Source organism: Cupriavidus pinatubonensis (genome assembly GCF_019602855.1).
Taxonomy (GTDB): domain Bacteria; phylum Pseudomonadota; class Gammaproteobacteria; order Burkholderiales; family Burkholderiaceae; genus Cupriavidus; species Cupriavidus pinatubonensis.
In genome coordinates, this window is sequence record NZ_CP080767.1 from 2,354,467 (window position 1) to 2,380,142 (window position 25,676).

The 25,676-nt window shown below is 63.4% G+C and carries 22 protein-coding genes; 1 reads left to right on the forward strand and 21 read right to left on the reverse strand.

Annotated elements, in window-relative coordinates:
- Positions 1-30: 30 nt before the first annotated feature.
- The 3 genes from rluB to K2O51_RS23585 form a co-directional block, all read right to left on the reverse strand.
- Positions 31-1,890, reverse strand: a complete 1,860-nt coding sequence (gene rluB / locus K2O51_RS23575) for a 23S rRNA pseudouridine(2605) synthase RluB (protein ID WP_220630879.1) — start codon at positions 1,888-1,890, stop codon at positions 31-33.
- Between the two features lie 5 nt (positions 1,891-1,895).
- The gene (gene scpB / locus K2O51_RS23580; protein WP_041679640.1) at positions 1,896-2,774 is read right to left on the reverse strand and encodes an SMC-Scp complex subunit ScpB; all 879 of its coding nucleotides are present in this window, start codon (positions 2,772-2,774) and stop codon (positions 1,896-1,898) included.
- Between the two features lie 555 nt (positions 2,775-3,329).
- Positions 3,330-4,085 (reverse strand): sulfite exporter TauE/SafE family protein, encoded by a 756-nt coding sequence (locus tag K2O51_RS23585; protein WP_220630880.1) that lies wholly within the window; start codon positions 4,083-4,085, stop codon positions 3,330-3,332.
- Positions 4,086-4,164: 79 nt separating this feature from the next.
- Here K2O51_RS23585 and fnr point away from each other — a divergent pair, with 79 nt between their 5' ends.
- Positions 4,165-4,890, forward strand: a complete 726-nt coding sequence (gene fnr, locus K2O51_RS23590) for a fumarate/nitrate reduction transcriptional regulator Fnr (protein WP_041679641.1) — start codon at positions 4,165-4,167, stop codon at positions 4,888-4,890.
- 42 nt (positions 4,891-4,932) lie between these two features.
- Here the strand turns inward: fnr and K2O51_RS23595 are convergent, their stop codons facing one another.
- From K2O51_RS23595 to ugpB, 18 genes are all read right to left on the reverse strand, one after another.
- Entirely contained in the window at positions 4,933-5,178 is a 246-nt protein-coding gene (locus tag K2O51_RS23595) for a hypothetical protein (RefSeq protein ID WP_011298197.1), read from the reverse strand.
- A complete protein-coding gene (locus tag K2O51_RS23600; protein WP_140950869.1) occupies positions 5,175-5,390 on the reverse strand; it encodes a FixH family protein in 216 nt (71 codons plus the stop codon). The genes K2O51_RS23595 and K2O51_RS23600 overlap by 4 nt, the downstream gene beginning before the upstream one ends.
- Positions 5,391-5,474: 84 nt before the next feature.
- Complete coding sequence (gene ccoG, locus K2O51_RS23605; RefSeq protein WP_011298199.1) at positions 5,475-6,947, reverse strand: cytochrome c oxidase accessory protein CcoG; 1,473 nt, start codon at positions 6,945-6,947, stop codon at positions 5,475-5,477.
- Positions 6,948-6,996: 49 nt separating this feature from the next.
- Entirely contained in the window at positions 6,997-7,911 is a 915-nt protein-coding gene (ccoP, locus tag K2O51_RS23610; protein WP_220630881.1) for a cytochrome-c oxidase, cbb3-type subunit III, read from the reverse strand.
- Between the two features lie 2 nt (positions 7,912-7,913).
- Positions 7,914-8,078, reverse strand: coding sequence for a cbb3-type cytochrome oxidase subunit 3 (locus tag K2O51_RS23615; protein ID WP_011298201.1), 165 nt, complete (start codon positions 8,076-8,078; stop codon positions 7,914-7,916).
- 3 nt (positions 8,079-8,081) lie between these two features.
- Positions 8,082-8,744 carry a cytochrome-c oxidase, cbb3-type subunit II gene (ccoO, locus tag K2O51_RS23620; protein WP_011298202.1) on the reverse strand — a complete coding sequence of 221 codons (663 nt, stop codon included), beginning with the start codon at positions 8,742-8,744 and terminating at the stop codon, positions 8,082-8,084.
- Positions 8,745-8,762: 18 nt separating this feature from the next.
- The gene (ccoN, locus tag K2O51_RS23625; protein WP_011298203.1) at positions 8,763-10,211 is read right to left on the reverse strand and encodes a cytochrome-c oxidase, cbb3-type subunit I; all 1,449 of its coding nucleotides are present in this window, start codon (positions 10,209-10,211) and stop codon (positions 8,763-8,765) included.
- Positions 10,212-10,349: 138 nt separating this feature from the next.
- Positions 10,350-10,496 (reverse strand): cbb3-type cytochrome oxidase assembly protein CcoS, encoded by a 147-nt coding sequence (gene ccoS / locus K2O51_RS23630; protein ID WP_011298204.1) that lies wholly within the window; start codon positions 10,494-10,496, stop codon positions 10,350-10,352.
- Between the two features lie 10 nt (positions 10,497-10,506).
- The gene (locus K2O51_RS23635) at positions 10,507-13,056 is read right to left on the reverse strand and encodes a heavy metal translocating P-type ATPase (protein WP_220630882.1); all 2,550 of its coding nucleotides are present in this window, start codon (positions 13,054-13,056) and stop codon (positions 10,507-10,509) included.
- Between the two features lie 102 nt (positions 13,057-13,158).
- Positions 13,159-14,256: a cell division protein ZapE gene (gene zapE, locus K2O51_RS23640; protein ID WP_011298206.1), complete on the reverse strand. Its 1,098-nt coding sequence runs from the start codon at positions 14,254-14,256 to the stop codon at positions 13,159-13,161.
- A 152-nt stretch (positions 14,257-14,408) separates the two neighbouring features.
- The gene (gene lpdA / locus K2O51_RS23645; RefSeq protein ID WP_011298207.1) at positions 14,409-15,833 is read right to left on the reverse strand and encodes a dihydrolipoyl dehydrogenase; all 1,425 of its coding nucleotides are present in this window, start codon (positions 15,831-15,833) and stop codon (positions 14,409-14,411) included.
- 105 nt (positions 15,834-15,938) lie between these two features.
- The gene (gene odhB / locus K2O51_RS23650) at positions 15,939-17,198 is read right to left on the reverse strand and encodes a 2-oxoglutarate dehydrogenase complex dihydrolipoyllysine-residue succinyltransferase (RefSeq protein ID WP_011298208.1); all 1,260 of its coding nucleotides are present in this window, start codon (positions 17,196-17,198) and stop codon (positions 15,939-15,941) included.
- Positions 17,199-17,284: 86 nt separating this feature from the next.
- Positions 17,285-20,137: a 2-oxoglutarate dehydrogenase E1 component gene (locus tag K2O51_RS23655; protein WP_011298209.1), complete on the reverse strand. Its 2,853-nt coding sequence runs from the start codon at positions 20,135-20,137 to the stop codon at positions 17,285-17,287.
- Positions 20,138-20,447: 310 nt separating this feature from the next.
- On the reverse strand, positions 20,448-21,215 hold the full coding sequence (ugpQ, locus tag K2O51_RS23660) for a glycerophosphodiester phosphodiesterase (RefSeq protein WP_140950582.1): 768 nt from the start codon (positions 21,213-21,215) through the stop codon (positions 20,448-20,450).
- A 2-nt stretch (positions 21,216-21,217) separates the two neighbouring features.
- The gene (locus tag K2O51_RS23665) at positions 21,218-22,327 is read right to left on the reverse strand and encodes a sn-glycerol-3-phosphate import ATP-binding protein UgpC (protein ID WP_140950583.1); all 1,110 of its coding nucleotides are present in this window, start codon (positions 22,325-22,327) and stop codon (positions 21,218-21,220) included.
- A gap of 48 nt (positions 22,328-22,375) precedes the next feature.
- Positions 22,376-23,224: a sn-glycerol-3-phosphate ABC transporter permease UgpE gene (gene ugpE, locus K2O51_RS23670; protein ID WP_011298212.1), complete on the reverse strand. Its 849-nt coding sequence runs from the start codon at positions 23,222-23,224 to the stop codon at positions 22,376-22,378.
- 15 nt (positions 23,225-23,239) lie between these two features.
- A complete protein-coding gene (gene ugpA / locus K2O51_RS23675; protein ID WP_140950584.1) occupies positions 23,240-24,121 on the reverse strand; it encodes a sn-glycerol-3-phosphate ABC transporter permease UgpA in 882 nt (293 codons plus the stop codon).
- A gap of 107 nt (positions 24,122-24,228) precedes the next feature.
- Positions 24,229-25,545: a sn-glycerol-3-phosphate ABC transporter substrate-binding protein UgpB gene (gene ugpB, locus K2O51_RS23680; protein ID WP_140950585.1), complete on the reverse strand. Its 1,317-nt coding sequence runs from the start codon at positions 25,543-25,545 to the stop codon at positions 24,229-24,231.
- Positions 25,546-25,676: the final 131 nt, after the last annotated feature.

Here is a 25,676-nt window from a genome sequence, read left to right on the forward strand (position 1 = left end):
CGCTAGCCGCCGGGGTTGGAGCGGGAAGATTCAGCGGTTTCCGCCGCGATTGCCACCGCGATTGTTGCCGCCACCACCCTTGTTGCCACGGCCCGGGCGGTTGCCACCACCACCACCACCACCACCACCACCGCCACCGCTGCCACCGGACTTGGCCGCCTTCGGCATCACATTGCCGTTGACATCGCCACCGCCGCGGCGCTGGGGCCGACCCTGGCCACCCAGTCCCATGCCCGTGCCACGGCCGGCACCACCAGCACGCCCGCCTCCCTGCCCGCGCCCACCACCGAGATTGGCGGCGTGCGACGTCAACACGGTCGGACCATGGCTGATATAGCCCATCGACGTGCGCATCGGATCCGGCTGACCACGACCAGCGCCGCCCTTGTCGACGCGCGGCAAACCGTCCATGCCGGTGTGCATGGGCATGCCTGCGATCGCCGCCTCGGTACGCTGCTTGCGCCCGCCGACCTTGGTCACGCCCTTGCCGCCCTGCTCGCTCGTGCCGGGCACCTTCAGGCCGATCGCAGTCATCATCGACTTGACCTCGTTCGCCTCCAGCTCCTGCCAGCGGCCACGCTTGAGGCCGCGCGGCAGCAGGAACTGGCCGTAGCGCGTGCGGATCAGACGCGACACAGTCAGGCCAACCGCCTCAAACATGCGCCGCACTTCGCGGTTGCGGCCTTCGGTCAGCGCCACGTGATACCACTGGTTCACGCCCTCGCCGCCGCCATCCGCAATGCGCAGGAAATTGGCTTCGCCATCATCGAGCTTGATGCCATGCAGCAGACGCTGGCGATCGGCTTCCGCCAGTTCGCCCAGCGTACGCACCGCGTACTCGCGCTCCACGCCATAGCGCGGATGCATGAAGCGGTTGGCGATATCGCCGGACGTCGTAAAGATCAGCAGGCCTTCGGTATTGAAGTCCAGGCGCCCCACGGCGACCCACTTGCCGGTCTTCATGCGCGGCAGGCTATCGAACACGGTCGGACGGCCTTCCGGATCTGACTGGCTGACGATTTCACCGGCCGGCTTGTGGTACAGCAGCACGCGCGGCGGCTTGGTGGAGACTTTGCGGTGGATCAGCTTGCCGTTTACGCGCACCTGATCGGTCGGCAGGATCCGCTGGCCGATATGCGCGGGCAGTCCGTTGACGGAGACGCGGCCCTGCAGGATCAGCTCTTCCATTTCGCGCCGCGAGCCAAGGCCGCCTTCGGCCAGGACCTTGTGCAGCTTCGGTGCATCGTCGTCGGCCGACAGTTCGCGCACCGGCTTTGCCTTGGTGCGGGGAATGACGGTGTCTTCCTGGTCGTACTGGTCGGAAATGACGAAACGGAACAGGTCTTCGCTGCCTGCGGCCGACTTCTCGGCGCCGCGTTGACCCTTGCGCTGTTGCTGGACACCACCCTGCTGGGGGCCGCCCTTGCGTCGGCCCTGTTGCCGGGCTGCCGGCTGGGCGTCACCTTCCGGAGAAACCCTGGCTGCACGCTGGCCTTGTGGCTTGCGCTTGCGGCCAGCCGACTCGGCCTTTTCGCCACCTTCCTGCGCGGGTTGGCCGCCTTCACGCGGCGCGGTGCCTTCGGCCCTGGCCGGCTTGCGCTTGCCGCGGCCACGCGGGGCGGCACGTCCGCCGGCCTCGCCGGCAGCCTTGCCCTCGCCCGCATCGGCCGGTGCCGAAGATTCCGTCTCCTCGCCGCGGTCGTCGCGATCCTGCGCAGCCTGCCGGCGCGAAGCCACCAGGTTGCGCAAGCCGCGCCTCAGCCCTTTCCTGCGCGGCGCGCCATCGGAGCCTGATCCGGATTCTGCAGCGCCATCGGCGGCCGGTGCCCCGGCGGCCCGGGTGTCTTGTTCAGCGGAGTCAGACAAAGTATTCACTATCGGATGTTGCATATTGTTCAGTTGGGCACGCGCTCATCGTGCTCGTTCGCGTGCGGCGGCGCAGCGTCGTCGTCGCCGGATGGATTGCCGCCGTCCTGATCGCCCGGCGCGTCTTCGGCATGGAAGCCGTTTGCCTCGGAAACGGCAGACGCGAGGTCTGCCACGTGCATGGCATCGGCGGAGGCTTGTGCGACAGCGTCGGCCGCCTCGGCCGGCGACTCATCGGCAACCGGTGCGGCTTCGGCGACTTCAGCCACCTCGCCTGCCGGCGGCGTTGCCCCCGATTCGGGGAAGGCCTCTTCGTCGCCGACCACCGGCTGCGCCGTGGCCAGCTCTTCAAAATCTATTGCCTGCTGGTCAAGCAGCGTCGCCTGGGCCTGCGCCTGGGCGTCTTCGAGAGGAGGCAGCTCATCGAGCGTGCGCAGCCCGAGATCGTCCAGGAACGCCTTGGTCGTTGCATACAGCGCCGGCCGGCCGGGCACATCGCGGTGGCCGATCACTTCGATCCAGCTACGGTCTTCCAGCTTCTTGATCACTTCCGTGCTGACCGTCACGCCACGGATTTCCTCGATATCGCCGCGCGTCACCGGCTGTCGGTACGCAATGATCGCCAGCGTTTCCATGACGGCCCGCGAATACTTGGGTGGCTTCTCAGGATTGAGCCGGTCCAGGTACTCGCGCATCTCGGGGCGGCTCTGGAAGCGCCAGCCACTGGCCAGCGCCACCAACTCGACCCCGCGCTGGCGCCAGTCCTGGCGCAGTTCATCGAGCAGGACCCGGATGGTATCCGCACCGACATCTTCGGCGAACAGCCGGCGCAGATCGCCTACGCGCAGGGGTTCCTGCGCACAGATCAGCGCGGTCTCGAGGACGATTTTCGCCTCTTGGGTATTCATGTGGGTGTGCAGCCTGTCTTTGCACCTGCTCCCGGACGAACCCGGAGCCCTGGACATTGTGGATTCAGCGGTGCGAATGCCACCACCATCTCGTCGCGCAGCAAACCTGGAAGCGCTTTCGCCTCAAGGTCGTGCACCTTCTTTTTGCATCGATTTGCCGGGTCGATCCGGCAGGAGATCATCCGGTCACCGGCAAGTACCAGTGCACGAACCTCTTGCACGCGCCCAAATGGACGGACATGGCTTCCGGCGAACGTCCGCCTAGGCCGCAAGAAAATAAACGGATATCGGGAGCAGGGCCAGCAATGACCGCACCACGGTCGCAGTGCCAGCCGGACTTTTGAAACCAGATCTTTTGAACCGGATGGACTGCGGAAGGGTTCGGCGCCGAAATGTCAGCTCATTGCCCGAAACCCTGGGCGCGCCCCTTTTTTTGGAAGGGCTGCCAGGCGCCGCTCGGAAAACACGCCGCGCGATACCGCAATGCAGAGGATTGTATGGCATTCCCGCCCACGCCTGCAACCACTACGCGGCGACAGCGCGTCGCCCCGGGCCTTAGAACACCAGGCAGAAGCCATGCTCGGCCAGCGAATGTGGCAATAACACCGCACGGGTGATACCCATCGCCCCAAACGCCATGACTGCTACCCCGGCTCCCATCCTGACCCGTCTCCGGCGCGACCAGGCCCGCAGGAGTCCCGAAAAACTGGACAGCGCCAGAAGATTCGGCAGCGTGCCAAGGCCAAATGCGCCCATCACCAGCGCCCCGGACGGCGCATTTCCGGCCAGCAGCGCGAGCGCCAGTGCACCATAGACCATGCCACAGGGAACCAGGCCCCACGCCAGACCTGTTCCATAGCGCCGGATCAGGCCACCGCGCCGCACTACGCCAACCGGCGGCTTCCGACCAGGACGCGCCATGCCAGCAGCAATGGCCCTGCTGGCCCGCGCCGCAAGCTGTTCCAGCCAGACGATGGAAAACGCCTCGCCACGCAGGAGCCTCCAACCGGACAAGAGCAGCATGGCGCTGCCCGCCCCGAACAGCCAGCGCTGCACCGGCAGATAGTCCTGCCGCCAGGCCGTCGCACCCACCCCGCCGAGCAACGCGCCAAGCACCATGTAGGTGGAAATCCGCCCGAGGTGCATGACGAGCAATTCCACGAGCCAGTCCTGCCGCCGGCGCACCATGGCAACCGGTACGTCCCCGGCACGCTGCTCGACAGCCAGCGCAACGCCGCCGCACATGGCAGCGCAGTGAAAGCCACCCAGCAGGGCTAGCATGAAAACACTGAGAAGCACACCAAATGTCAACTGCAACTCCCTACCGCATCACATCGCGCGTTAAAATGCATACATTGCGCCCTCGCCGCTAATTACTCGCAGGTTCCAATTGCTAACATCCATTCCCGTCACCGAGATGTCGCCCCGTTGCTCCACTTGCGGCATGGGGCAACTGTGCCTGCCGGTGGGCATGAACCAGCAAGACCTGCAGAAGATGGACACTCTGGTGCAGGAACGCGTTCGCGTCCACAAGGGCGAGACCCTGTACCGCATGGGCGATCCGTTGACCGCGGTCTATGCGATCCGCTTCGGCACCTTGAAAACGCATGTGACCACGGAAGACGGCCGCTCGCAAATCACCGGATTCCATCTGCCCGGCGAGGTGGTCGGCCTCGACGGCCTCGGCGAAATGCAGCACGCGTCGGACGCAACCGCACTCGAAGATACCGAAGTCTGCGTTGTGCGCCTGTCCGACCTGCAGTCGCTTTCGATGGACCTGCCATCGCTGCAGCAGCAGTTCCTTCGCCTGATGGGCAAGGAAATCTCGAATGACCAACTCATGCTCGTCACGCTGGGCTCCATGCGCGCCGAAGAACGCCTTGCCGCGTTCCTGATCAACCTGTCCGAACGACTCTCCGCGCGTGGCTATTCTTCGACCGAGTTCGTCATGCGCATGAGCCGCGAAGAAATCGGCAGCTATCTCGGGCTTAAACTCGAAACCGTCAGCCGCCTTTTCTCGCGCTTTGCCGAAGCCGGCCTGATCCAGATTCGCCAGCGCCATGTGAAACTCGTCGACATGGCAGGCATCAAGCAGGTCTACAGCCGTTCCTGCTGAAGCAGACGGCCGCCTTGCGTGGCAAGGCGGCCGCCCTCCCTTTTACTCCAGTTCGTCCGTTTCGCTGAGCTTCGTCGGCATCGTGTACAGCGTCAAGCCGCTGGACAACGCGCAGAAGACCCACGCGAGCAGGAATCCGATCGTGTAGACGGCCTCGCGTGAAGCCTCGATGGGCTGGCCGAAGAAATTCAGGTCACCGGGATCGACCACGGAAAACACCGTCGCCGTCGCTACGCCGGCCATCAGGAACGCTGGCCACAGTACCCACATCAGCCAGCGCAGCCTCATGGCTGCCTCGCTTGGGGCGCCTTGGCACCACCCGAGGAAGCCCCTACCTTTTCGACCACCAGACCATGGCGTGCGACACCTTCGACCACAGGCCGGTCGGGATTCGCGGAAGCCAGCCAGATCGTTACGCCGCAAGCCACCATCGCCAGCAACGGGCCGCTCATCAGCAGCCACGGCCACGGCTCCTTCCACCACGGATTGCCCTCTTGCATCGTCTTGCCCCCTTCGTCTGCGCCTTGTCCGGGCGCTCGCGGTTGGTGCGGCACAGCGCCGATGCGCTGCAACCGCCTTTAGCTTTACAAATTGCGCGGCACGATGAAACTGGTAGATTGCCTGATTTGCGCACTACCCTGCCCCGTACCTTCGCTGGTCACTGTCACGCTGATCTTGTGCGTACCCTGCGCGGCATCATCGATCGGCACGCGGATCCGGATCGGCACCAGCTTGTTCGAGGTCGGCGCCAGGGCCTGCGCATCCGGATCGTATTCGACGGTCAGGTTCTTCAGGTCATCGCTTTCAGCACGCACGCTGATACGCATAGGCGCCTCAGTCGTGTTGATGAGCTGCAAGCGATAAACGTTCTCGATCCAGCGTCCATCCACTTCCCGGCCCAGCGCACCACGATCGCGAATGATGTCGACCTTCAACGGCGTGCGCAGCGCAAGCGAGGCTGCGAAGCCCGCCACCAGTACCAGCCAGATGACCGAGTAGATGATGACCCGCGGACGCACCAGACGCTTGCGCGCAACCGCTGCGGACAGCGCCTTGCGCATCGCGTTTTCGGACGTGTAGCGGATCAGCCCGCGCGGGTAATCCATCTTGTCCATGACCTGGTTGCACGCATCGATGCAGGCGCCGCAGCCGATGCACTCGTACTGCAGTCCGTCGCGGATATCGATGCCCGTCGGGCACACCTGCACGCAGATGCTGCAATTGACGCAGTCCCCGAGTCCCGCCTGATGGTGGTCCACCTTGCGCGACCGGCTGCCGCGCGGCTCGCCGCGACCGACGTCGTACGTCACCACATAGGTATCGCGATCGACCATCACGCTCTGGAACCGCGCATACGGGCACATGTACTTGCAGACCTGTTCGCGCATGAAGCCAGCGTTGCCCCACGTGGCGAACGCGTAAAAGAGCATCCAGAATGCCTGCCACGGCCCTAGCGAGAAGGCAAGCACCTGACTGCCAAGGTCGCGGATCGGCGCGAAGTAGCCGATGAACGTGAATCCTGTCCACAGCGCGACCACCACCCACAGGAAGTGCTTCGTGGCCTTGAGCCGGAACTTGCGCACGCTCCACGGATCGCCATCGAGCCGGATCCGAGCGAAGCGATCGCCTTCGACATGCCGCTCGATCCACATGAATATCTCGGTGTAGACCGTCTGCGGACATGCGTAGCCACAGAAGAGCCGCCCGGCAAGCGCAGTGAAGAGGAACAGCGATAGCGCGGAGATCACCAGCAGGACGGCCAGGTAGATGACGTCCTGCGGCCAGAGCACCAGTCCAAAGATGTAGAACTTGCGCGCGCCAAGGTCGAACAGCACGGCCTGTCTGCCATTCCATTGCAGCCAGGGCGTGCCGTAGTAGATGAGCTGGGTCAGGAGAACCATCCAGACCCGCCAGTTGGAGAACGCCCCCGTCACCGAGCGCGGATAGATCTTGCGGCGAACCTCGTAGAGCGTCTCGTCGGAGGTATCGACAGGCGCCGACGCCGGCCCTTGCGGGCCAGCCGTCCGGGCCAGCGATTCTGTCCCGGGTGCATTCATGGGCGCCCCCCCTTATGCAATATGGCGCGCCCCGGGCCTGAGTCTGTGATCATTGCCCTGCGCCTCCGGTATTCGAAAGGCCCCAGACGTAGGCCGTCAGCATGCGGATGCGCTCCGGAGTCAGGATTTCCTCGTGCGCCGGCATGTGGTTGTTGTGGCCCTTCAGGATCGCCTCGACGATGCTGCCTTCCGAGCTGCCGTACAGCCACACATTGTCGGAAAGATTCGGTGCGCCGAGCGCCTGGTTGCCCTTGCCGGTCGCGCCATGGCATGCCGCACAGGTGGACTTGAAGGTACTCTCGCCACGTGATGCACGGATCGGATCGGACGACAGGCCCGACAACGAACGCACGTACTGCGCAACGTCACCGGCCAGCTTGCCGTCGATGGTCGACGCAAACGGCGGCATCACACCATTGCGGCCCTTGGTGATGGTCTGCTGGATCGTTTCGGGTTCCCCACCATAGAGCCAGTCATGATCCGTCAGGTTCGGGAAACCGCGGCTGCCACGCGCGTCCGAGCCATGGCATTGCGCGCAGTAGTTCAGGAACAGACGCTGGCCGATCTCGCGTGCCTGCGGGTCCGCCGCCACTTTCTTGATATCCATGTTCAGGTACTTGGCATAGATATCGTGCTGCAGCTTCTCCTGCGCCTGCTGGTTCGCAGCCAGTTCCCCTTGCGTGGAGAACTTCAGCACACCGGCATAGGAGCCCAGCCCCGGATAAAGGACAAGGTAGACCAGGCCAAAGATGCAGGCCAGCAGAAACATCCACATCCACCAGCGTGGCAAGGGGTTGTTCAGTTCACGCAGATCGCCGTCCCAGACATGGCCAGTGTCATCGCCGCCGTTGGCGACCTTGGTGACCTTGCGTTGGGAGAACAGCAGCCACACGCACCACACGATCCCGACCAGCGCGATGGCAGCGATGTAGTAACTCCAGTAATCGGAAAAGAAATCGCTCATGACTAGGTATTCCGGCTCGGTGTTGTGTGGATCTCGTCAGGCAGTGCGAACGGGAGCATCGCGGACTCTTGGTTGGCGGCCTGCCGGCCTTTCGACCAGGCCCACCAGCAGATCCCGAGGAACACGACCATCGACACGACCGTGAAAAACGCAGTCAGCATCGCCATGGCTTACTCCTTTGCAGGCGCGGCAGGGGCCGCTTCCACACGTACGTTGCGACGATTGGTGCCCAGGCCCTGGAGGTACGCGACCAGCGCATCCTCTTCGGTCTTGCCCTTGATTTCCTCGGGCGCCTTGGCGATTTCGGCCTCGGTGTATGGCACCCCAAGGCGAACCAGCGCGCGCATGCGGGCCTGGACGTCGTTGGTCGGCAATTGCGCTGTCTCGAGCCACGGGTAGGACGGCATCACCGATTCCGGCACCACGTCACGCGGATTGCGCAGGTGGATGCGCTGCCAGTCGTCGGAATAGCGGCCGCCGACGCGCGCGAGGTCAGGACCGGTACGCTTGGAGCCCCACAGGAACGGGTGGTCGTAGACCGACTCGCCCGCCGTCGAGAAATGGCCATAACGCTCGGTTTCGGCCTGCAGCGTACGCACCTGCTGCGAGTGGCAGCCGACGCAGCCTTCGCGGATGTAGATATCGCGGCCCATCAGCCGAAGCGGAGAGTACGGCTTGATCCCGACATCGGGCTTGGTCGTGGAATGCTGGAAGAACAGCGGCACGATCTGCACCAGGCCGGCGATGCTCACCACCAGGATCGTGCAGACAATCAGCCAGCCGATGTTCTTCTCCAGCGTTTCGTGGGAAAAGAAGCTTTGTTTTGCGGACATCGTTTCTATCCTGATGAATCAGTGAGCGGAGGCAGGAATGCTGACCGGAATCGGTGCATCCACCGCGCGCTTGCCGATGATGGTTTTCGCGACGTTGTAGGCCATCAGCAGCATGCCGGACAGGAAGCAGATGCCACCAAGCAGACGGATCAGGTAGAACGGATACTTGGCCTTGACCGCTTCAACGAACGCGTAGGTCAGCGTGCCGTCAGGCTGCGTGGCGCGCCACATCAGGCCTTCCATCACACCGGCAATCCACATCGAGGCGATATAGAGCACCACGCCGATGGTCGCGATCCAGAAATGCCATTCGATCAGCCGCACGCTGTACATCTGCTTCTCGCCGAACAGGCGCGGAATCAGGTAGTAGAGCGAGCCGATGGAGATCATCGCGACCCAGCCTAGCGCGCCCGAGTGCACGTGGCCAATGGTCCAGTCCGTGTAGTGCGAGAGCGCGTTGACGGTCTTGATCGACATCATCGAGCCTTCGAACGTGGCCATGCCGTAGAACGACAGCGCCACCACCAGGAACTTCAGGATCGGATCGGTACGCAGTTTGTGCCAGGCGCCCGACAGCGTCATGATGCCGTTGATCATGCCGCCCCACGACGGCGCCAGCAGGATCAGCGAGAACACCATGCCCAGCGACTGTGCCCAGTCAGGCAGCGAGGTGTACTGCAGGTGGTGCGGGCCAGCCCACATGTACGTGAAATTCAGCGCCCAAAAGTGGACGATCGACAGGCGATACGAGTAGATCGGCCGTTCGGCCTGCTTCGGGATGAAGTAGTACATCATGCCCAGGAAGCTGGTGGTCAGGAAAAAGCCCACGGCGTTATGGCCGTACCACCACTGGATCATCGCGTCCTGCACACCGGCATAGGCGGAATAGGACTTCCACATCGACACCGGCATCTCGATGTTGTTGACGATATGCAGGATCGCGATGGTCAGGATGTACGCGCCGAAGAACCAGTTAGCGACGTAGATATGCCGGGTCTTGCGCTTGACGATGGTGCCGAAAAACACGATGGCGTAGGCGACCCAGACGGCCGTGATCAGCAGATCAATCGGCCATTCGAGTTCGGCGTATTCCTTCGAGCTGGTGATGCCCAGCGGCAGCGTGATGGCAGCCGCGACGATCACCAGTTGCCAGCCCCAGAACGTGAAGGCGGCGAGCGGGCCGCAGAACAGGCGAGCCTGGCAAGTACGCTGGACCACGTAGTACGAGGTCGCGAACAACGCGCTGCCGCCGAAAGCAAAGATCACCGCATTGGTATGCAGCGGTCGCAACCGACCGAACGATAGCCACGGCGTGTTGAAGTTAAGATCCGGCCAGATCAGCTGCGCTGCGAGCAGCACGCCGACGGCCATGCCGACGATCCCCCAGACTACCGTCATGACAGCGAACTGTCTTACGACGCCGTAATTGAAGGTGTCGACGCGTGAAGACGCGGCTGAGACATCCATTCAGACCCCCACAGAAAGAAGAATAAACCGATTGACACTGTGACTGTATGGAAGCAACGCTCTTGCCGCGTTGATCTTTATCAAGTTGCGGAGGTTGCCCCTGAACCTATCTCCACATGGCAAGTCCGTGGCCCCGGTTCAAGGCTTGTCGTTGTCCAGCAGAATGGCCTCTCCCGGCCGGTCCAGATCGTCGTACTGCCCGGCGTGCAGCGCCCACCACAAGGCACCGGCGATGACCACGACAAGGACCAGGCTCATTGGGACCAACAGGTACAGCGTTTCCATTCCCAGACTCCTAGACTCCGTTTCTGCCCGCGCGCAAAAGGCGCCAGGCATTGGCCACCACCAGCAGCGACGACACCGACATGCCGATCCCTGCCATCCACGCCGTGACAACGCCCGTGGCTGCCAGCGGAATGGCAACCACGTTGTAGAAGAAGGCCCAGCCAAGGTTTTGCCGCACCACGCGGCGGGTCTGACGCGCCAGCGCAAGCGCGTGCGCGATGTCGGCGACGTTGCCGTGGGTCAGGACTGCATCGGCACCTGCCTGTGCAAGCGGAGCGCCGCTACCGATGGCGATAGACACCTGCGCCTGCGCAAGTACTGGCGCGTCGTTGATGCCATCGCCGACCGCCAGCACAACGGCGCCCTTGCGCTGAAGCTTCGCGACATAGTCGCGCTTGCCTTCCGGTGATACGGCGCCGATGGCGTGATCCATACCGAAGCGCGACGCCCACCATTGCACGGTCTCGGCGCTGTCGCCGCTGACCAGGTGGCAACGCGCCCCATGTCGGCTCAGTGCCTCCAGCAGTTGCGGCGTCGATTCGCGCGCCTTGTCGGACAATGCGAAGACAGCCAGCATGCCCGCTTCATCGCCGAGCCATACCTGCGTCGACCCTGGAACCGAAACGGTGTCTGCTTCTTTGATCTGCTCCTTACCGTTTACATTGCGGATTCCGGCCACAAAGGCGGTGCGCCCGAGTCGAAAGCGCTTGCCCTGCATTTGAGCCTCGACCCCCTGCCCCGGCACATTGCGTACGGTGGCCATGGACGCGCCGCCGATATCGACACCAGCGCTGCCAGCGGCGCTAACCAGCGCCCGCCCTATCGGATGTTCACTGCCCGCCTCCATGGCAGCCGCCAGCGCCAGGCATTGGGCCGCAGGCTTGGGCCCGAGCGTCTGTTGCCCCGTCAGCGCAAAGCATCCTTCGGTCAAGGTGCCAGTCTTGTCCAGCACGACATCCGTCACGCCTGCCAGCGTCTCCAGCGCATGTGACCGCGTGAGCAACAGGCCGCGTCGCGACAGCGCGGCACCCGCTGCAGCCAGCGCAGCCGGCGTGGCAAGGGAAAGCGCGCACGGGCAGCTGACGACCAGCACCGCGACGGTGACCAGCAGGGCCCTTGAAGGGTCAATCCAGAGCGCCCATACCACGCCGGTCAACGCAGCCAGCACGAGCAACGTGGCCACGAACCAGCCAGCGACACGGTCAGCCAATGCCGCAAGGCGCGGCTTCTCCGCCAGCGCGCGATCAAGCACGGCCACGATCTCGGCCAGCCGCGTGCCAGCGCCAACGTGATCCACCGCGATTTCCAGGGGGCTGGCGGTGTTGTAGCACCCCGCCAGCGCCATGTCGCCCACGGTGCGATGCACGGGCCGGCTTTCACCGGTCAGCATGGATTCGTCAAGTTCACTCGCGCCCGATACGATCGTGCCGTCGGCGGGAATGATTTCCCCCGCCCTGACCCGGATGCGATCTCCGTGCTGAAGGCGCGCGACCGGTACCCGCTCCGGCGCCGCGCCTTCCGCACCAAGCCGCTCGCATGTCGCCGGCAACTGGCGCGCCAGCATTTCGGCGCCGCTGCGCGAGGCTTGCCGTACACGCAACTCCAGATAGCGCGCGGCCAGCAGGAAGGCGACGAACATCGTCACAGAATCGAAATACACCTCGCCAACACCGCGCACTGTCGCCACGGTGCTGGCCACAAACCCGGCGGCAACGCCGATAGCGACCGGCACATCCATGCCTAGATGCCGCTGGCGCAGGCTGCGCCGGGCACCCGAGAAGATCGGCGATGCCGAATAGAAGACGACCGGCAACGTCAGGGCCAGGCTGGCCCAGCGCATCAATTGCAGCATGCCGGGGTCAATCGTGGCCTCGTGCGTGTAGATCGGCCACGCGTACATCATCACCTGCATCATGCCGAGCATGGCTACGGCCATACGCATCAGCAGGCTGCGACGCGCACGACGGTCAGCCTCGTCGCTGCGGGAGACCTCGAACGGCCATGCTACGTAGCCGATCTCGGCCAATGCGGCCAGCAGGCCGGAAACCGTCTGCTCCGCATCGCGCCATCGCACAACGACGCGGCGCGTCGCCACGTTTGCGATCGTGGATTCCACGCCAGGCAAGCGCCCCAGATGCTGCTCGATCAGCCAGGCGCAGGCCGCGCAACGGATGCTTTCGGGCGCCAGCGTGATCTCGGCGCGGCCGCCTTCAAGCGGGCGCACGAACTGGCTGCGAAGTTCAGGCGTATCGTAGGCCGCCCAGACCGGTTCGGATTCCCGCCTGGCGGAGTCATCGATGGGACGGGCAAAGCGTGCCTCGTCCCCATAGAGATGGGCAAAGCCGGCGGAATGAAGCGTGCGTGCCAGGGTCTGGCATCCGCCACAGCAAAATACGCGCCGCTGGCCGGCCATCTCCTCGGCCAACGCCTGGCCCGCGGGCACTGGCTGCCCACAATGGAAACACGCCGACCGCGCGGCCGGCGCCGTGCGCTTGACGGAAGCGTTCTGGAGGGCGGACGACGGAGGGTCCGCAAGGAGGTTGGCGTGTGGGGCGGACATGGAGATCTTTTTTTACCCGTTGGAGGGTATATGCCGATCTCCAAATCGGCCTTGATATAGGTCAATAATGGCCGGCTGCCTTCGCTAATCCGGCCGCAACGCTCAGGTGAGCGAGGTATCCATAGTGCGCCGTTCGGATTCCAGGTACTCGCGGGACTGCATCTCGATAATGCGCGAGACCGTACGGTGGAATTCGCTGGCCATCTGACCTTCGACGTAAAGCTCATCCGCAGGCACTTCAGCGGACATCAGCAGCTTGACCTTGTGGTCGTAGAATACGTCGATCAGCCATGTGAAACGACGGGCTTCCGACGACATCCGCGGCGTCATGCGCGGAACATCGGACAAAATAACAGTGTGGAACTGGGATGCCAGCTCCAGGTAGTCGTTCTGCGAGCGCGGGCCCCCACACAGCGTCGCAAAGTCGAACCAGACCACGCCATTCGCCTTGCGCAGAGCACGCAGTTCGCGGTGTTCGATATGCAGTACCGGCGACTCATCGGCCACGCCCGCGATGGACGTAAAGGCATCGCGCAGCGCCGAGTTGGCCTTGGCATCGAGCGGCGTGTGATACGCCTCGACCTGTTCCAGTGCGCGCTTGCGATAGTCGATCCCGGCATCGACATTGAGCACGTCCAGCTTCTGCTGGAGCAACGCAATGGCGGGCAACACGCGGTCACGGTGCAGGCCGTCCGGGTACAGCAGGTCCGGGCGGTAATTGGACGTCATGACGAACTGCACGCCATTCTCGAACATCTGTTGCAGCAGCCGGTGCAGCATCATGGCATCCGCGACGTCACTGACGTGGAACTCGTCGAAGCAGATCAGACGGTAGCGCCGGGCGATCCGTTTGGCCAGTTCGTCCAGCGGATCGGGACGGCCACGCAGCTCTTCGAGCTGGCGATGCACTTCGCGCATGAACTCATGGAAGTGCAGGCGGGTCTTGCGCACGACCGGGACGCACGTATAGAAGCTGTCCATCAGGAAGGACTTCCCACGCCCCACCCCGCCCCACATGTACACGCCCTTGGGTACTTCCGGGTGCACCAGCAGCTTGCGAATGGCATTGCTGCGCCGGCTCTTGTAGGCCACCCATTCGTCGTAGCACTGCTGCAGGCGCGCCACGGCGCGCAACTGCGCCTCGTCGGAATGGTAGCCGCGCTCCTTCAGTTCCTTCTCGTAGTACTCGCTGACGTTCATGCTGGCTGCTTCGTTCTGGACTGCGCGCGAAAGGCACCAATACGCCCTTCGCGGCCATGCCCGGCACCGTTTCGATCCGGCATGGTTTGCAAGTGAAAACGGCGCGCCGCTGTTGCGGCGCGCCGGTGCTCAGGCAAATGCAGGCAAAGGCCTTACATATTGAGCTGACGCTTGTCGACGGCCAGCGCGGCTTCGCGCATGACTTCCGACATCGACGGGTGCGGATGGCAGACGCGGCCGATATCTTCGCTCGCCGCCTTGAACTCCATCGCCACAACGGCCTCGGCGATCAGGTCCGACGCGTTGGCGGCGACGATGTGCACGCCCAGGATCTCGTCGGTCTTGGCATCGGCCAGCATCTTGACGAAGCCTTCCGGATGACCCATGCCGAGTGCACGGCCATTGGCCATGAACGGGAACTGGCCAGCCTTGAACTCGCGGCCTTCGGCCTTGAGCTGTGCTTCGGTCTTGCCCACCCATGCGATTTCCGGGAAGGTGTAGATCACCCACGGAATGCAGTTGTAGTCGATGTGCGGCTTCTGGCCGGCGATGCGCTCGGCCACAGCCACGCCTTCGTCCTCGGCCTTGTGGGCGAGCATCGGGCCACGCACCACGTCGCCGATGGCCCACAGGCCCGGCACCTTGGTTGCGCAGTGATCGTCGACTTCGATGAAGCCGCGCTGATCAGCGGCCAGGCCGACAGCTTCCAGGCCCAGGTTGTCGGTGTTCGGGACGCGGCCGACCGACACGATCAGGCGATCGACTTCCAGCGTCTGGGCAGCGCCATCCTTGTCGGTGTACTTGACGGTCACGCCGCTCTTGCCGGTCGTCACTTCGTCAACCTTCACGCCGAGGCTGAACTTCAGGCCCTGCTTGGTCAGCTGCTTCTGCGCTTCCTTGGCCACGCCTTCGTCAGCGGCACCCAGGAATGCGGGCAGCGCTTCCAGCACGGTCACTTCAGCACCGAGACGGCGCCACACCGAGCCCAGCTCCAGGCCGATCACGCCGGCGCCGATCACGCCCAGCTTCTTCGGCACTGCTGGGAACTTGAGCGCGCCTTCGTTATCGCTGACCAGGTCGTTGTCGACCGTGATACCCGGAAGATGGCGAGCCTTCGAACCAGTAGCGATGATGACTTGCTTTGCGGTCACGACTTCACCGGCGACCTCGACCTGGAAGCCCTCGGCGGTCTTGCCGACGAACTTGCCGTAGCCCTTGAGCAGCGTCACCTTGTTCTTGCGGAACAGGAACTCGATGCCCTTGGTCATCTTGCCGACGATGTCGTCCTTGCGCTTGAGCATCTTGGACACGTCGACCTTGACGTCGCCCACGGTAATGCCGTGGTCGGCCAGATGGTGCTGGGCGTTCTCGAATTCTTCCGAAGAAGCCAGCAGCGCCTTCGAGGGAATGCAACCCACGTTCAGGCAGGTGCCGCCCAGGCGCGGTTCGTTCTTGGGATCGTCGTAGGCGTTGCCTTCGCAGCACGCCACGTTCAGGCCGAGCTGGCCGGCACGGATAGCGGCGATATAGCCGCCGGGGCCGGCGCCGATCACCAGCACGTCGAATTGTTTGCTCATGGAAATTCCTTTCTGGGCGCCGACAGCAGCTTGTGCCGGCACTCCCTCAACACTGGGAACACGCCCCGCGCGACCGATTGCGGCAGCGCGCGGGGAAACCGGTTCTTACAGGTCCAGCAGCAGGCGGGCCGGATCTTCCAGCGCTTCCTTCATCGCCACCAGGCCCAGCACGGCTTCGCGGCCATCGATGATGCGGTGGTCATACGACATGGCCAGGTAGTTCATCGGACGGATCACGATCTGGCCGTCTTCCACCACGGCGCGATCCTTGGTCGCGTGCACGCCCAGGATGGCCGATTGCGGCGGGTTGATGATCGGAGTCGACAGCATCGAACCGAACGTGCCGCCGTTCGAGATTGAGAACGTACCGCCGGTCAGTTCTTCCAGCGACAGCTTGCCGTCGCGGGCCTTGGCGCCGAACTCGGCGATCTTCTTCTCGATGTCGGCCAGGCTCATCTGGTCGGCGTTGCGCAGAATCGGCACCACCAGGCCACGCGGCGAGCCGACAGCGATACCGATGTCGAAGTAACCGTGGTAAACGATGTCGTTGCCGTCGACCGACGCGTTGATGACCGGGTACTTCTTCAGCGCGTGGACAGCGGCCTTCACGAAGAACGACATGAAGCCGAGCTTCACGCCGTGTTCCTTCTCGAAGCGGTCCTTGTACTTGTTGCGCAGATCCATCACCGGCTTCATGTTCACTTCATTGAAGGTGGTGAGGATGGCGTTGGTCGATTGCGACTGCACCAGGCGCTCGGCGATACGGGCGCGCAGGCGGCTCATCGGCACGCGCTCTTCCGGACGGTCGCCCAGCGCGGCGAAGTCCACATTGGCAGCAACTTGCGGCAGGGCCGGCTTGGCGGCGGCGGGTGCCGGCGCCGCCTTGGCGGCCGGTGCGGGTGCCGGAGCAGCCGAAGCGCCCAGCACGTCGCCCTTGGTGATGCGGCCATCCTTGCCGGTGCCGGCGACCTGGCCAGCCGACAGGCCGGCTTCGGCCATCAGCTTGGCAGCCGACGGCATGGCGACTGCGCCAGCGGCGGCCGGCGCAGCAGCGGCGGCAGCAGCCGGTGCGGCAGCGGCCGGAGCCGGTGCGGCGGCGGCGGGAGCCGCAGCGCCAGCGGTGGCTTCGGTGTCGATCTTGGCGATCAGTTCATCGGCCACGACGGTGTCGCCGTCGTTCTTGATGATCTGCGACAGCACGCCGGCCGACGGTGCCGGCACTTCCAGCACGACCTTGTCGGTCTCGATCTCGATCAGGATCTCGTCCTGGGCGACGGCTTCGCCAGGCTTCTTCTTCCAGTTCAGCATGGTCGCTTCGGCGACCGATTCGGACAGTTGCGGAACCTTGACGTCAACAATAGCCATGGTTGTGAATTCCTCGTGTATGCGTTTTGTTCTTCAGGCAGGAAAGAACACGGCGGTCACCTGCGAGCGCCGCCGTGCTGCCACATTTACTTGGTCAGGACAAAGCCCTTGAGCTTCGAGAACGCCGCGTCCAGCAGCGCCTTCTGTTGCTCGTTGTGCTTTGCGTAGTAGCCCACTGCCGGCGAAGCGGAGGCGGGACGACCGGCATAACCGAGCTTCTGGCCTTCCGTCATGTTTTCCATGATGTAGTGCTGCACGAAGAACCAGGCACCCTGGTTCTGGGGCTCGTCCTGGCACCACAGGATTTCGTTGGCGTTCGGGTACTTCTTGAGCTCCGTGGCCAGCGCCTTGTGCGGGAACGGATACAGCTGTTCCACGCGGATGATCGCGGTGTCGTTCGCCTCGCGTTCCTTGCGCGTGTTGACCAGGTCGTAGTAGACCTTGCCCGAGCACATGATCACGCGCTTGACCTTGCTGGCGTTCAGTTCCTCGTGGTCGGGGATGACCGTTTCGAAGTGACCCTTGGCCAGGTCGGACAGCGGCGAGACGGCGTCCTTGTTACGCAGCAGCGACTTCGGCGTCATGATCACCAGCGGCTTGCGGAACAGACGGATCATCTGGCGACGCAGCAGGTGGAAGATCTGGGCCGGCGTGGTCGGCTGGCAGACCTGCATGTTGTGGTCCGCGCAGAGTTGCAGGAAGCGCTCGATACGTGCCGAGCTGTGTTCCGGACCCTGGCCTTCGTAGCCGTGCGGCAGCATCAGCGTCAGGCCCGAGGCACGGCCCCACTTCACTTCACCCGACGAGATGAACTGGTCGATCACGACCTGCGCGCCGTTGACGAAGTCACCGAATTGGGCTTCCCAGATCACCATCGCGTTCGGTTCGGCAGCCGAGTAGCCGTATTCGAAGCCGAGCACGGCTTCTTCCGACAGCACCGAATCAATCACGGTGAACGGTGCCTGGTTTTCCGACACGTTCTGCAGCGGCACATACGAGCCGGCATCCCAGCGCTCACGGGCCTGGTCGTGCAGCACGGCGTGGCGGTGCGTGAAGGTGCCGCGGCCGGCGTCCTGGCCGGTGATACGCACGGGATAGCCCGATGCCACCAGCGAGGCGAAGGCCAGGTGTTCACCCATGCCCCAGTCCAGCGGCTGATCGCCGCGACCCATGTTGGCGCGGTCCTTGACGACCTTCTCCACCAGCGGGTGCAGCTTCAGCGTCTCAGGCGTGGTGGTGATGCGCTCGGCCAGGCGTTTCAGCTCGGTCACCGGCACGGCAGTGTCGGCAGCATCGGTCCACTTGCGGTTCAGGAACGGCATCCAGTCCACGGCGAACTTGTTCTTGAAGTTCGACAGGACGGGGTCGGAGGTATGCTTGCCGGCGTCCATCGCGGCGCGGTATTCCTTGACCTTCTGGTCACCGAAGTCGGCCGGAACCAGGTTCTGCGCGACCAGCTTGTCGGCGTACAGCTTGCGCGTGCCCGGATGCTGGCTGATCTTCTTGTACATCAGCGGCTGCGTGACAGCCGGAGTGTCCTGCTCGTTGTGGCCCAGCTTGCGGAAGCAGATGATGTCGACCACGACGTCCTTGTTGAATTCCATGCGGAAATCAACGGCGAGCTGCATGGCGTACACCACGGCTTCAGGATCGTCGCCGTTCACGTGCAGCACCGGCGCCTCGATCATCTTGACCACGTCCGTGCAGTACAGCGTCGAACGGGCGTCGCGCGGGTCCGAAGTCGTGAAACCGATCTGGTTGTTGATGACGATGTGCATCGAGCCGCCCGTGCCGTAGCCGCGGGTCTGCGCGAGGTTCAGCGTCTCCATCACCACGCCCTGGCCGGCAAAGGCCGCGTCGCCGTGCACTTGCACCGGCAGCACTTCCTTGTGGCCGGCGTCGCCGCGGCGCTCCTGGCGCGCCTTGGACGAGCCCTCGACCACCGGGTTGACGATTTCCAGGTGCGACGGGTTGAACGCGAGCGACAGGTGAACCGGGCCGCCTTGCGTCGAGACATCGCTCGAGAAACCCTTGTGGTACTTGACGTCACCGGCCGGCAGGTCGTCGACGTGCTTGCCTTCGAATTCGGCGAACAGATCAGCCGGCATCTTGCCCAGCGTATTGACCAGCACGTTCAGGCGGCCGCGGTGGGCCATGCCGATCACGATTTCCTGCACGCCCTTGCTGCCCGCTTCCTGGATCAGCTCGTCCATGGCCGCGATGAAGCTCTCGCCACCTTCGAGCGAGAAGCGCTTCTGGCCGACGTACTTGGTGTGGAGGAAGCGCTCCAGGCCTTCGGCCGCGGTCAGGCGGTCCAGGATGTGCTTCTTCTTTTCCAGCGTGAACACCGGCTTGGAACGCGTGGATTCCAGGCGCTCCTGCCACCAGCGCTTCTGCGCCTGGTCGCTCACATACATGAATTCGGCGCCGATGGTGCCGCAGTAGGTTTCGCGCAGGTTGTTCAGCAACTCGCGCAGGCTCATCGACTCCTTGCCAAAGTAGGTATTGCTGGCATTGAAGACGATGTCGAGATCAGCTTCGGAGAAGCCGTAGAAAGCCGGGTCCAGATCCGGAAGGGGCGGACGCTCCTGGCGCTTGAGCGGGTCCAGGTCGGCCCAGTGCGACCCAATGTTGCGGTAGGCGGCGATCAGCTGGGTGGCAGCGACACGCTTGCGACCCATGTCGGAATCGGCCGAGGCAACGATGGTCTTGATGGGGCCTGCTTTGGCGCGCTCGGCGAACGAGGCAACGATGGGAGCGTGCGGAACGTCACGCGAATTGGAACCATCGACGGCCGGGACGTTCTGCATCGCGTCGAAATACGCGCGCCAGTTGTCGGGAACCGAAGTGGGGTTCTGGAGATAGGCTTCGTACAGCTCTTCAACGTACGGGGCGTTGCCGCCGAAGAGATACGAATTGCTCTGATACTGCTGCATCATGGGACGCTCACTTTTCTCCGGGTATGCCGGAGTTCAGCGGGTTATTCAACCTTCCGCGACACGGCTTGACCGGTTAGCGGATCGCAAACAACTCTTGGGAGCCCAACGAACGGCCCTTGGACAAACGGCACCACTAGGGCGCCGGAGTATAAGTGCCGCCACAAGGCCCGAAAGGGCAAGTTGTGCGGGGAAGGACCTAAGTCTTCACGCCGGTAAGAATAGCACGTTTGCTTATGCGCTATGTGGACTTTTCGCGATGTGGTATTACACGCCGCATTAATTCGCGTCTCAAACAACAGATCCGCAACAATTAGTCGGCCGGGGAAATGGCGTCGACAGCGTCCGTAATCAGTCCGTCGAGCCCCCAGCCGATCAGTTCGGCAGCGCGCCCGGGATCGTTCACGGTATAGCTAAGCACCTTCAGTCCCGCGGAGTGCGCGGCGGCAATGACCTGAGCATCGAGCCCCTTGTGGTTCGCATCCAGCGCGACGCAACCGAGCGCCTGCGCGCGGGCGAGCCAGTCCGGCGGCAGCACATCGACCAGCAAGGCGCGCGGAAGCTCCGGCACGGCCAGCCGCGCCGCGGCGAGCGCCTCTTCCGAAAACGACGACAGCAGGGGCGGCACGTCGGCTCCGCGCCACATGGACCGGGCGTCCAGCGCGACTGCAGCGCCGGTTTCCCTTTCCCGCCCGGGGACAGGCTTGATCTCGATATTGCAGAGAAGCCCGTTGGCTCGCGTATAACGCGCGATGGCGGCCAGGGTCGGCACCGGCTCGCCGGCGTATCCGGGGCTGTGCCAGGCTCCGGCATCGAGCTGAGCCAACTCGCCGAACGTTAGTGCATCGACGCGGCCGGTACCGCTGGTAGTCCGATCCAGCATGGCATCGTGCATCAGCACCGCCTTGCCGTCCGCGCTCAGCTTCACATCGAACTCGAACATCCGGTAGCCAAACGACGCACCGAGGCGGAAGGCAGTCAGCGTGTTCTCGGGCGCCAGCTTGCCGGCGCCGCGGTGCGCGATGTGGCGAGGGTATGGCCAGTTGGCCGCCGTGACGGGCGCGAATTGCGGTGCATCCATGCTCAGGCCTCGATGCGCTTGCCCGATTGGGCGTCGAAGAAGTGAAGATGATCCGGCGACGATGTCACCGGCAGCTTGTCGCCGGCGCGCACCCGGGCATGGCTGTCGAGCCGCACGACGATGGGCTGGCCACCCAGTGATCCATAGGCAAAGGAATCCGCACCCAGTGCTTCGACCACGCGCACGTCGACTTCGGCAATCGCATCATGCGCAGCACACGGCTCGATATGCTCCGGCCGCAGCCCGAGCAGCGCTTCGGCCGGCAGATGCAAACCCATCGGCAGGTGTCCAAGCGTCGCGTCGCTGGCGCCCCCCTCCTTCCCTAACACGCGCATCTGCGCCACGCCGCCCGCTCCCGCCGCGCCGCCGTTGCGCGCGACCGGGACCAGATTCATCGGCGGCGAACCGATAAAGCCGGCCACGAAAGTACTGGCCGGGCGCGTATAGACCTCCAGCGGCGTACCGATCTGTTCGACACGCCCGCCGTTGAGCACCATCATGCGGTCAGCCAGCGTCATGGCCTCGACCTGGTCATGCGTCACGTAAAGGCTCGTTGTACCAAGTCGTCGATGCAGCTCCTTGAGCTCCAGGCGCATCTGCACCCGCAGCTTGGCATCGAGGTTCGACAATGGCTCGTCAAACAAGAACACCGACGGCTCGCGCACGATGGCACGCCCCATCGCCACGCGCTGGCGCTGGCCGCCGGAAAGCTGCCGGGGCTTGCGGTCCAGCAGCGGCGCAAGTTCGAGAATGCCGGCCGCATGTTTGACGCGCTGCTCGATCTCGGCCTTGGCCATGCCGCGTATCTTGAGCCCGTACGCCATGTTGTCGTACACGCTCATATGCGGGTACAGCGCGTAGTTCTGGAACACCATGGCGATGTCGCGCTCGGCCGGCTCCAGATTGTTGACGACCCGATCGCCGATATGAATATCCCCGCCGGTGATGGTCTCCAGCCCCGCCACCATGCGCAGCAGCGTGGATTTGCCGCAGCCCGATGGGCCGACGATGACGATGAACTCGCCGTCAGCGATCTCCATGTCGATACCGTGCACGACTTTGACGTTGCCGGCATAGGTCTTCTGAACATTGCGAAGCGACAGTTTTGCCATTGTGTGTTCCTGAACAGCCTGCGTGAATCCAGTCTCCGGATCGCGCGCTCACTTCTCGGTTTCGACCAGTCCCTTGACGAACCACTTCTGCATCAGCACCACGACGACAGCTGGCGGAATCATGGCCAGCATCACGGTGGCCATTACGAGGTTCCAGTCCGTTGCCGCATCGCCCGAGCGCGAAATCATCTGCGTCACACCGACCACGATCGGCGTCATCGACTTCTGCGTGGTGATCAGCAGCGGCCACAGGTACTGGTTCCAGCCGTAGATGAACTGGATCACGAACAGGGCCGCGATGCTCGTGCGCGACAGTGGCAGCACCACGTCCCAGAAGAAGCGCAGCGGCCCTGCGCCATCGATGCGCGCCGCTTCGGCAAGCTCGTCGGGAATCGTCAGGAAGAACTGCCGGAACAGGAACGTGGCCGTGGCCGAGGCGATGATCGGAATCGTCAGGCCAAAATAGCTGTCGAGCATGCCGAGGTCGGACACGACCTTGTAGGTTGGCAGAATGCGGACTTCCACCGGCAGCATCAGCGTGATGAAGATCAGCCAGAAGAAGGTCTTGCGCAGCGGGAAGCGGAAATAGACGATCGCGAAGGCCGAGATGATGGAGATCGCGATCTTGCCCAGCGCAATCCCGAGCGCCATGATCAGGCTGTTCATCATCATCGTGGAAACGGGCGACGCGGCATTGCCAACACCGTCCACCAGGACCGTCCTGTAGTTTTCCAGCAAGTGGCTGCCTGGCACCAACGTCATGGGCGCCTGTAGTACCTCGTCCGCGGTTAGTGTCGACGCGACGAAGGTCACATAGACCGGAAAGGCCACGATGCCCACGCCAAGGAGCAGCATCAAATGAGAAAGTACATCGAGCAAAGGTCGTCGTTCTACCATCTTGCAGCCCGCCTCTTAGTATTGCACCTTGCGTTCCACGTACTTGAACTGCACCACGGTCAACGCGATCACGATCACCATCAGCACCACTGACTGCGCCGCCGAGCCGCCGATATCCAGCCCACGGAAACCGTCGTGGTAGACCTTGTACACCAGCGTATTGGTCGCGTTGACCGGCCCCCCGTGCGTCACCGCGTCGATGATCGCAAAGGTGTCGAAAAACGCGTACACCACATTGACCACCATCAGAAAGAAGGTGGTCGGTGATAGCAGCGGAAACACGATCGACCAGAAGCGCTTCCACGGTCCCGCGCCATCGATCGCCGCCGCCTCGATCAGCGACTTTGGAATGCTCTGCAGCCCGGCAAGGAAGAACAGGAAGTTATAGCTGATCTGCTTCCACGCGGCGATGATCACCACCAGCAACATCGCCTGGTTGGCATTGAGCAGAAAATCCCAGTGCACGCCTGCAGCATGCAACGCATAGGACACGACGCCCAGCGTTGGATTGAAGAGAAACATCCACAGCACGCCGGCCACCGCCGGCGCCACGGCATAGGGCCAGATCAGAAGTGTCTTGTACCCCGTCGCGCCACGCACCACGCGGTCGGCAAAGTAGGCCAGCAGCAATGACACGGAAAGGCCCAGCAGCGTCACTCCCACCGCGAACACAGCCGTGACCTGCAAGGAGTGCAGGTACTCGCCGTCATTCGCCAGCACCCGGAAATTGTCCAGCCCGACGAACTGCAGGTCGATGCCGAACGCGTCTTGCTGGAGCACCGATTGATACAGGGCCTGCCCGGCAGGCAGAAAGAAAAAGATCAGCGTGACCGCCATCTGCGGCAGCACCAGCAGATAGGGCAGCCACGAAGAGCGGAAAACAACCCGTTTTTCCATAAGACATCCCGCGCCGCGACGGCCAGGCGGCCGCCTTGCATAAACCCATGCAGAGGCAGGACGCCCGCCTTGCGGCCGTCCCGGCCCCGCTACAGAACTGGCGAAGCTTACTCGCGCACGGTCTTCTGGAACCGCTCCAGCAGTTCGTTGCCGCGCGCCACGGCGGCATCGAGCGCCTCCTTGGGTTGCTTCTTGCCCGACCAGACTGCCTCGAGCTCTTCGTCGATCACACTACGGATCTGCGGGAAGTTGCCAAGGCGAATGCCCCGCGACTTATCCGTGGTCTTGACGATCATCTGCTTGACCGCCACGTCCGCGCCCGGGTTCTTGTCGTAGTAGCCCGACTTCTTGGTGAGCTCGTAGGCGGCCACCGTCACGGGCAGATAGCCCGTCGACTGGTGCCAGTCGGCCTGGACATCGGGGCGCGACAGATACGAGAAGAACTTGGCCACGCCCTTGTACTCGTCCGGCTTGCGGCCACTCATGACCCACAACGATGCGCCGCCGATGATCGTATTCTGCGGGGCACCCGGCACGCCCTGCTCGTACGGCAACGGCGCCACTGTGAAGTCGAACTTGGCGTTCTTGCGAATATTGGCAAGCGCTGCCGACGAGCCCGTCAGCATCGCGCACTGGCCGGCAATGAACTTGGCCTTCGGCTCATCCTTGCGGCCGCCGTAGACGAAATAGCCCTTCTGCGACATGTCCAGCAGGTTGGCGATGTGCTTGACATGCAGCGGCGAGTTGAACACCAGGCGCGCGCCCGGTCCGCCGAAGCCATTGTTTTCCGTCGCGAAGAGGACGTTGTGCCAGGCAGAGAAACTCTCCAGGTGCACCCAGGACTGCCAGTCAGTGGTGTAGCCGCACGAAACGCCGGCCGCCTTCAGCTTGGCTGAGTCGGTCGCCACTTCCTGCCAGGTTGCAGGCGGCTTGTTGGGGTCCAGCCCCGCCTTCTTGAACGCATCCTTGTTGTAGTACATCACCGTGGTCGAACTGTTGAACGGGAACGACAGCATCTCGCCCTTGTTCGACGTGTAGTAGCCCGCCACCGCCGGAATGTACGCCTTCGGATCAAACTTTTCGCCCGCCTCCTTCATGACCGTGGCCACGGGCTTGATGGCGCCCTTGGCATTCATCATGGTGGCCGTGCCGACTTCGAATACCTGCAGAATGGCCGGCGCATTGCCAGACCGGAACGCCGCAATACCCGCCGCCAGCGACTCGTCATACTGACCCTTGTAGACGGGCACGATCTTGTAGTCGGACTGGCTGGCATTGAACTGGTTGGCAATGGCATTCACCTTGTCATTCAAGGCGCCTTCCATCGAATGCCACCACTGGATCTCGACCGCTGCCTGGGCGCTGCCCGCCCCGGTAAGGGCGGCCAGCACGGCGATCTTCAGCACACTACGGGAAAAGGACATGGGTGGTCTCTCCTGGTCAAGTTGTTCGCTGCATCGGGAAACAAGCGAATTTATGTGCTTTTTATGACACCGGCATGTTACGCCTGTCGCACCCCGGGCGGCAATTCAGCAAAATCACCAGTACGAGACTT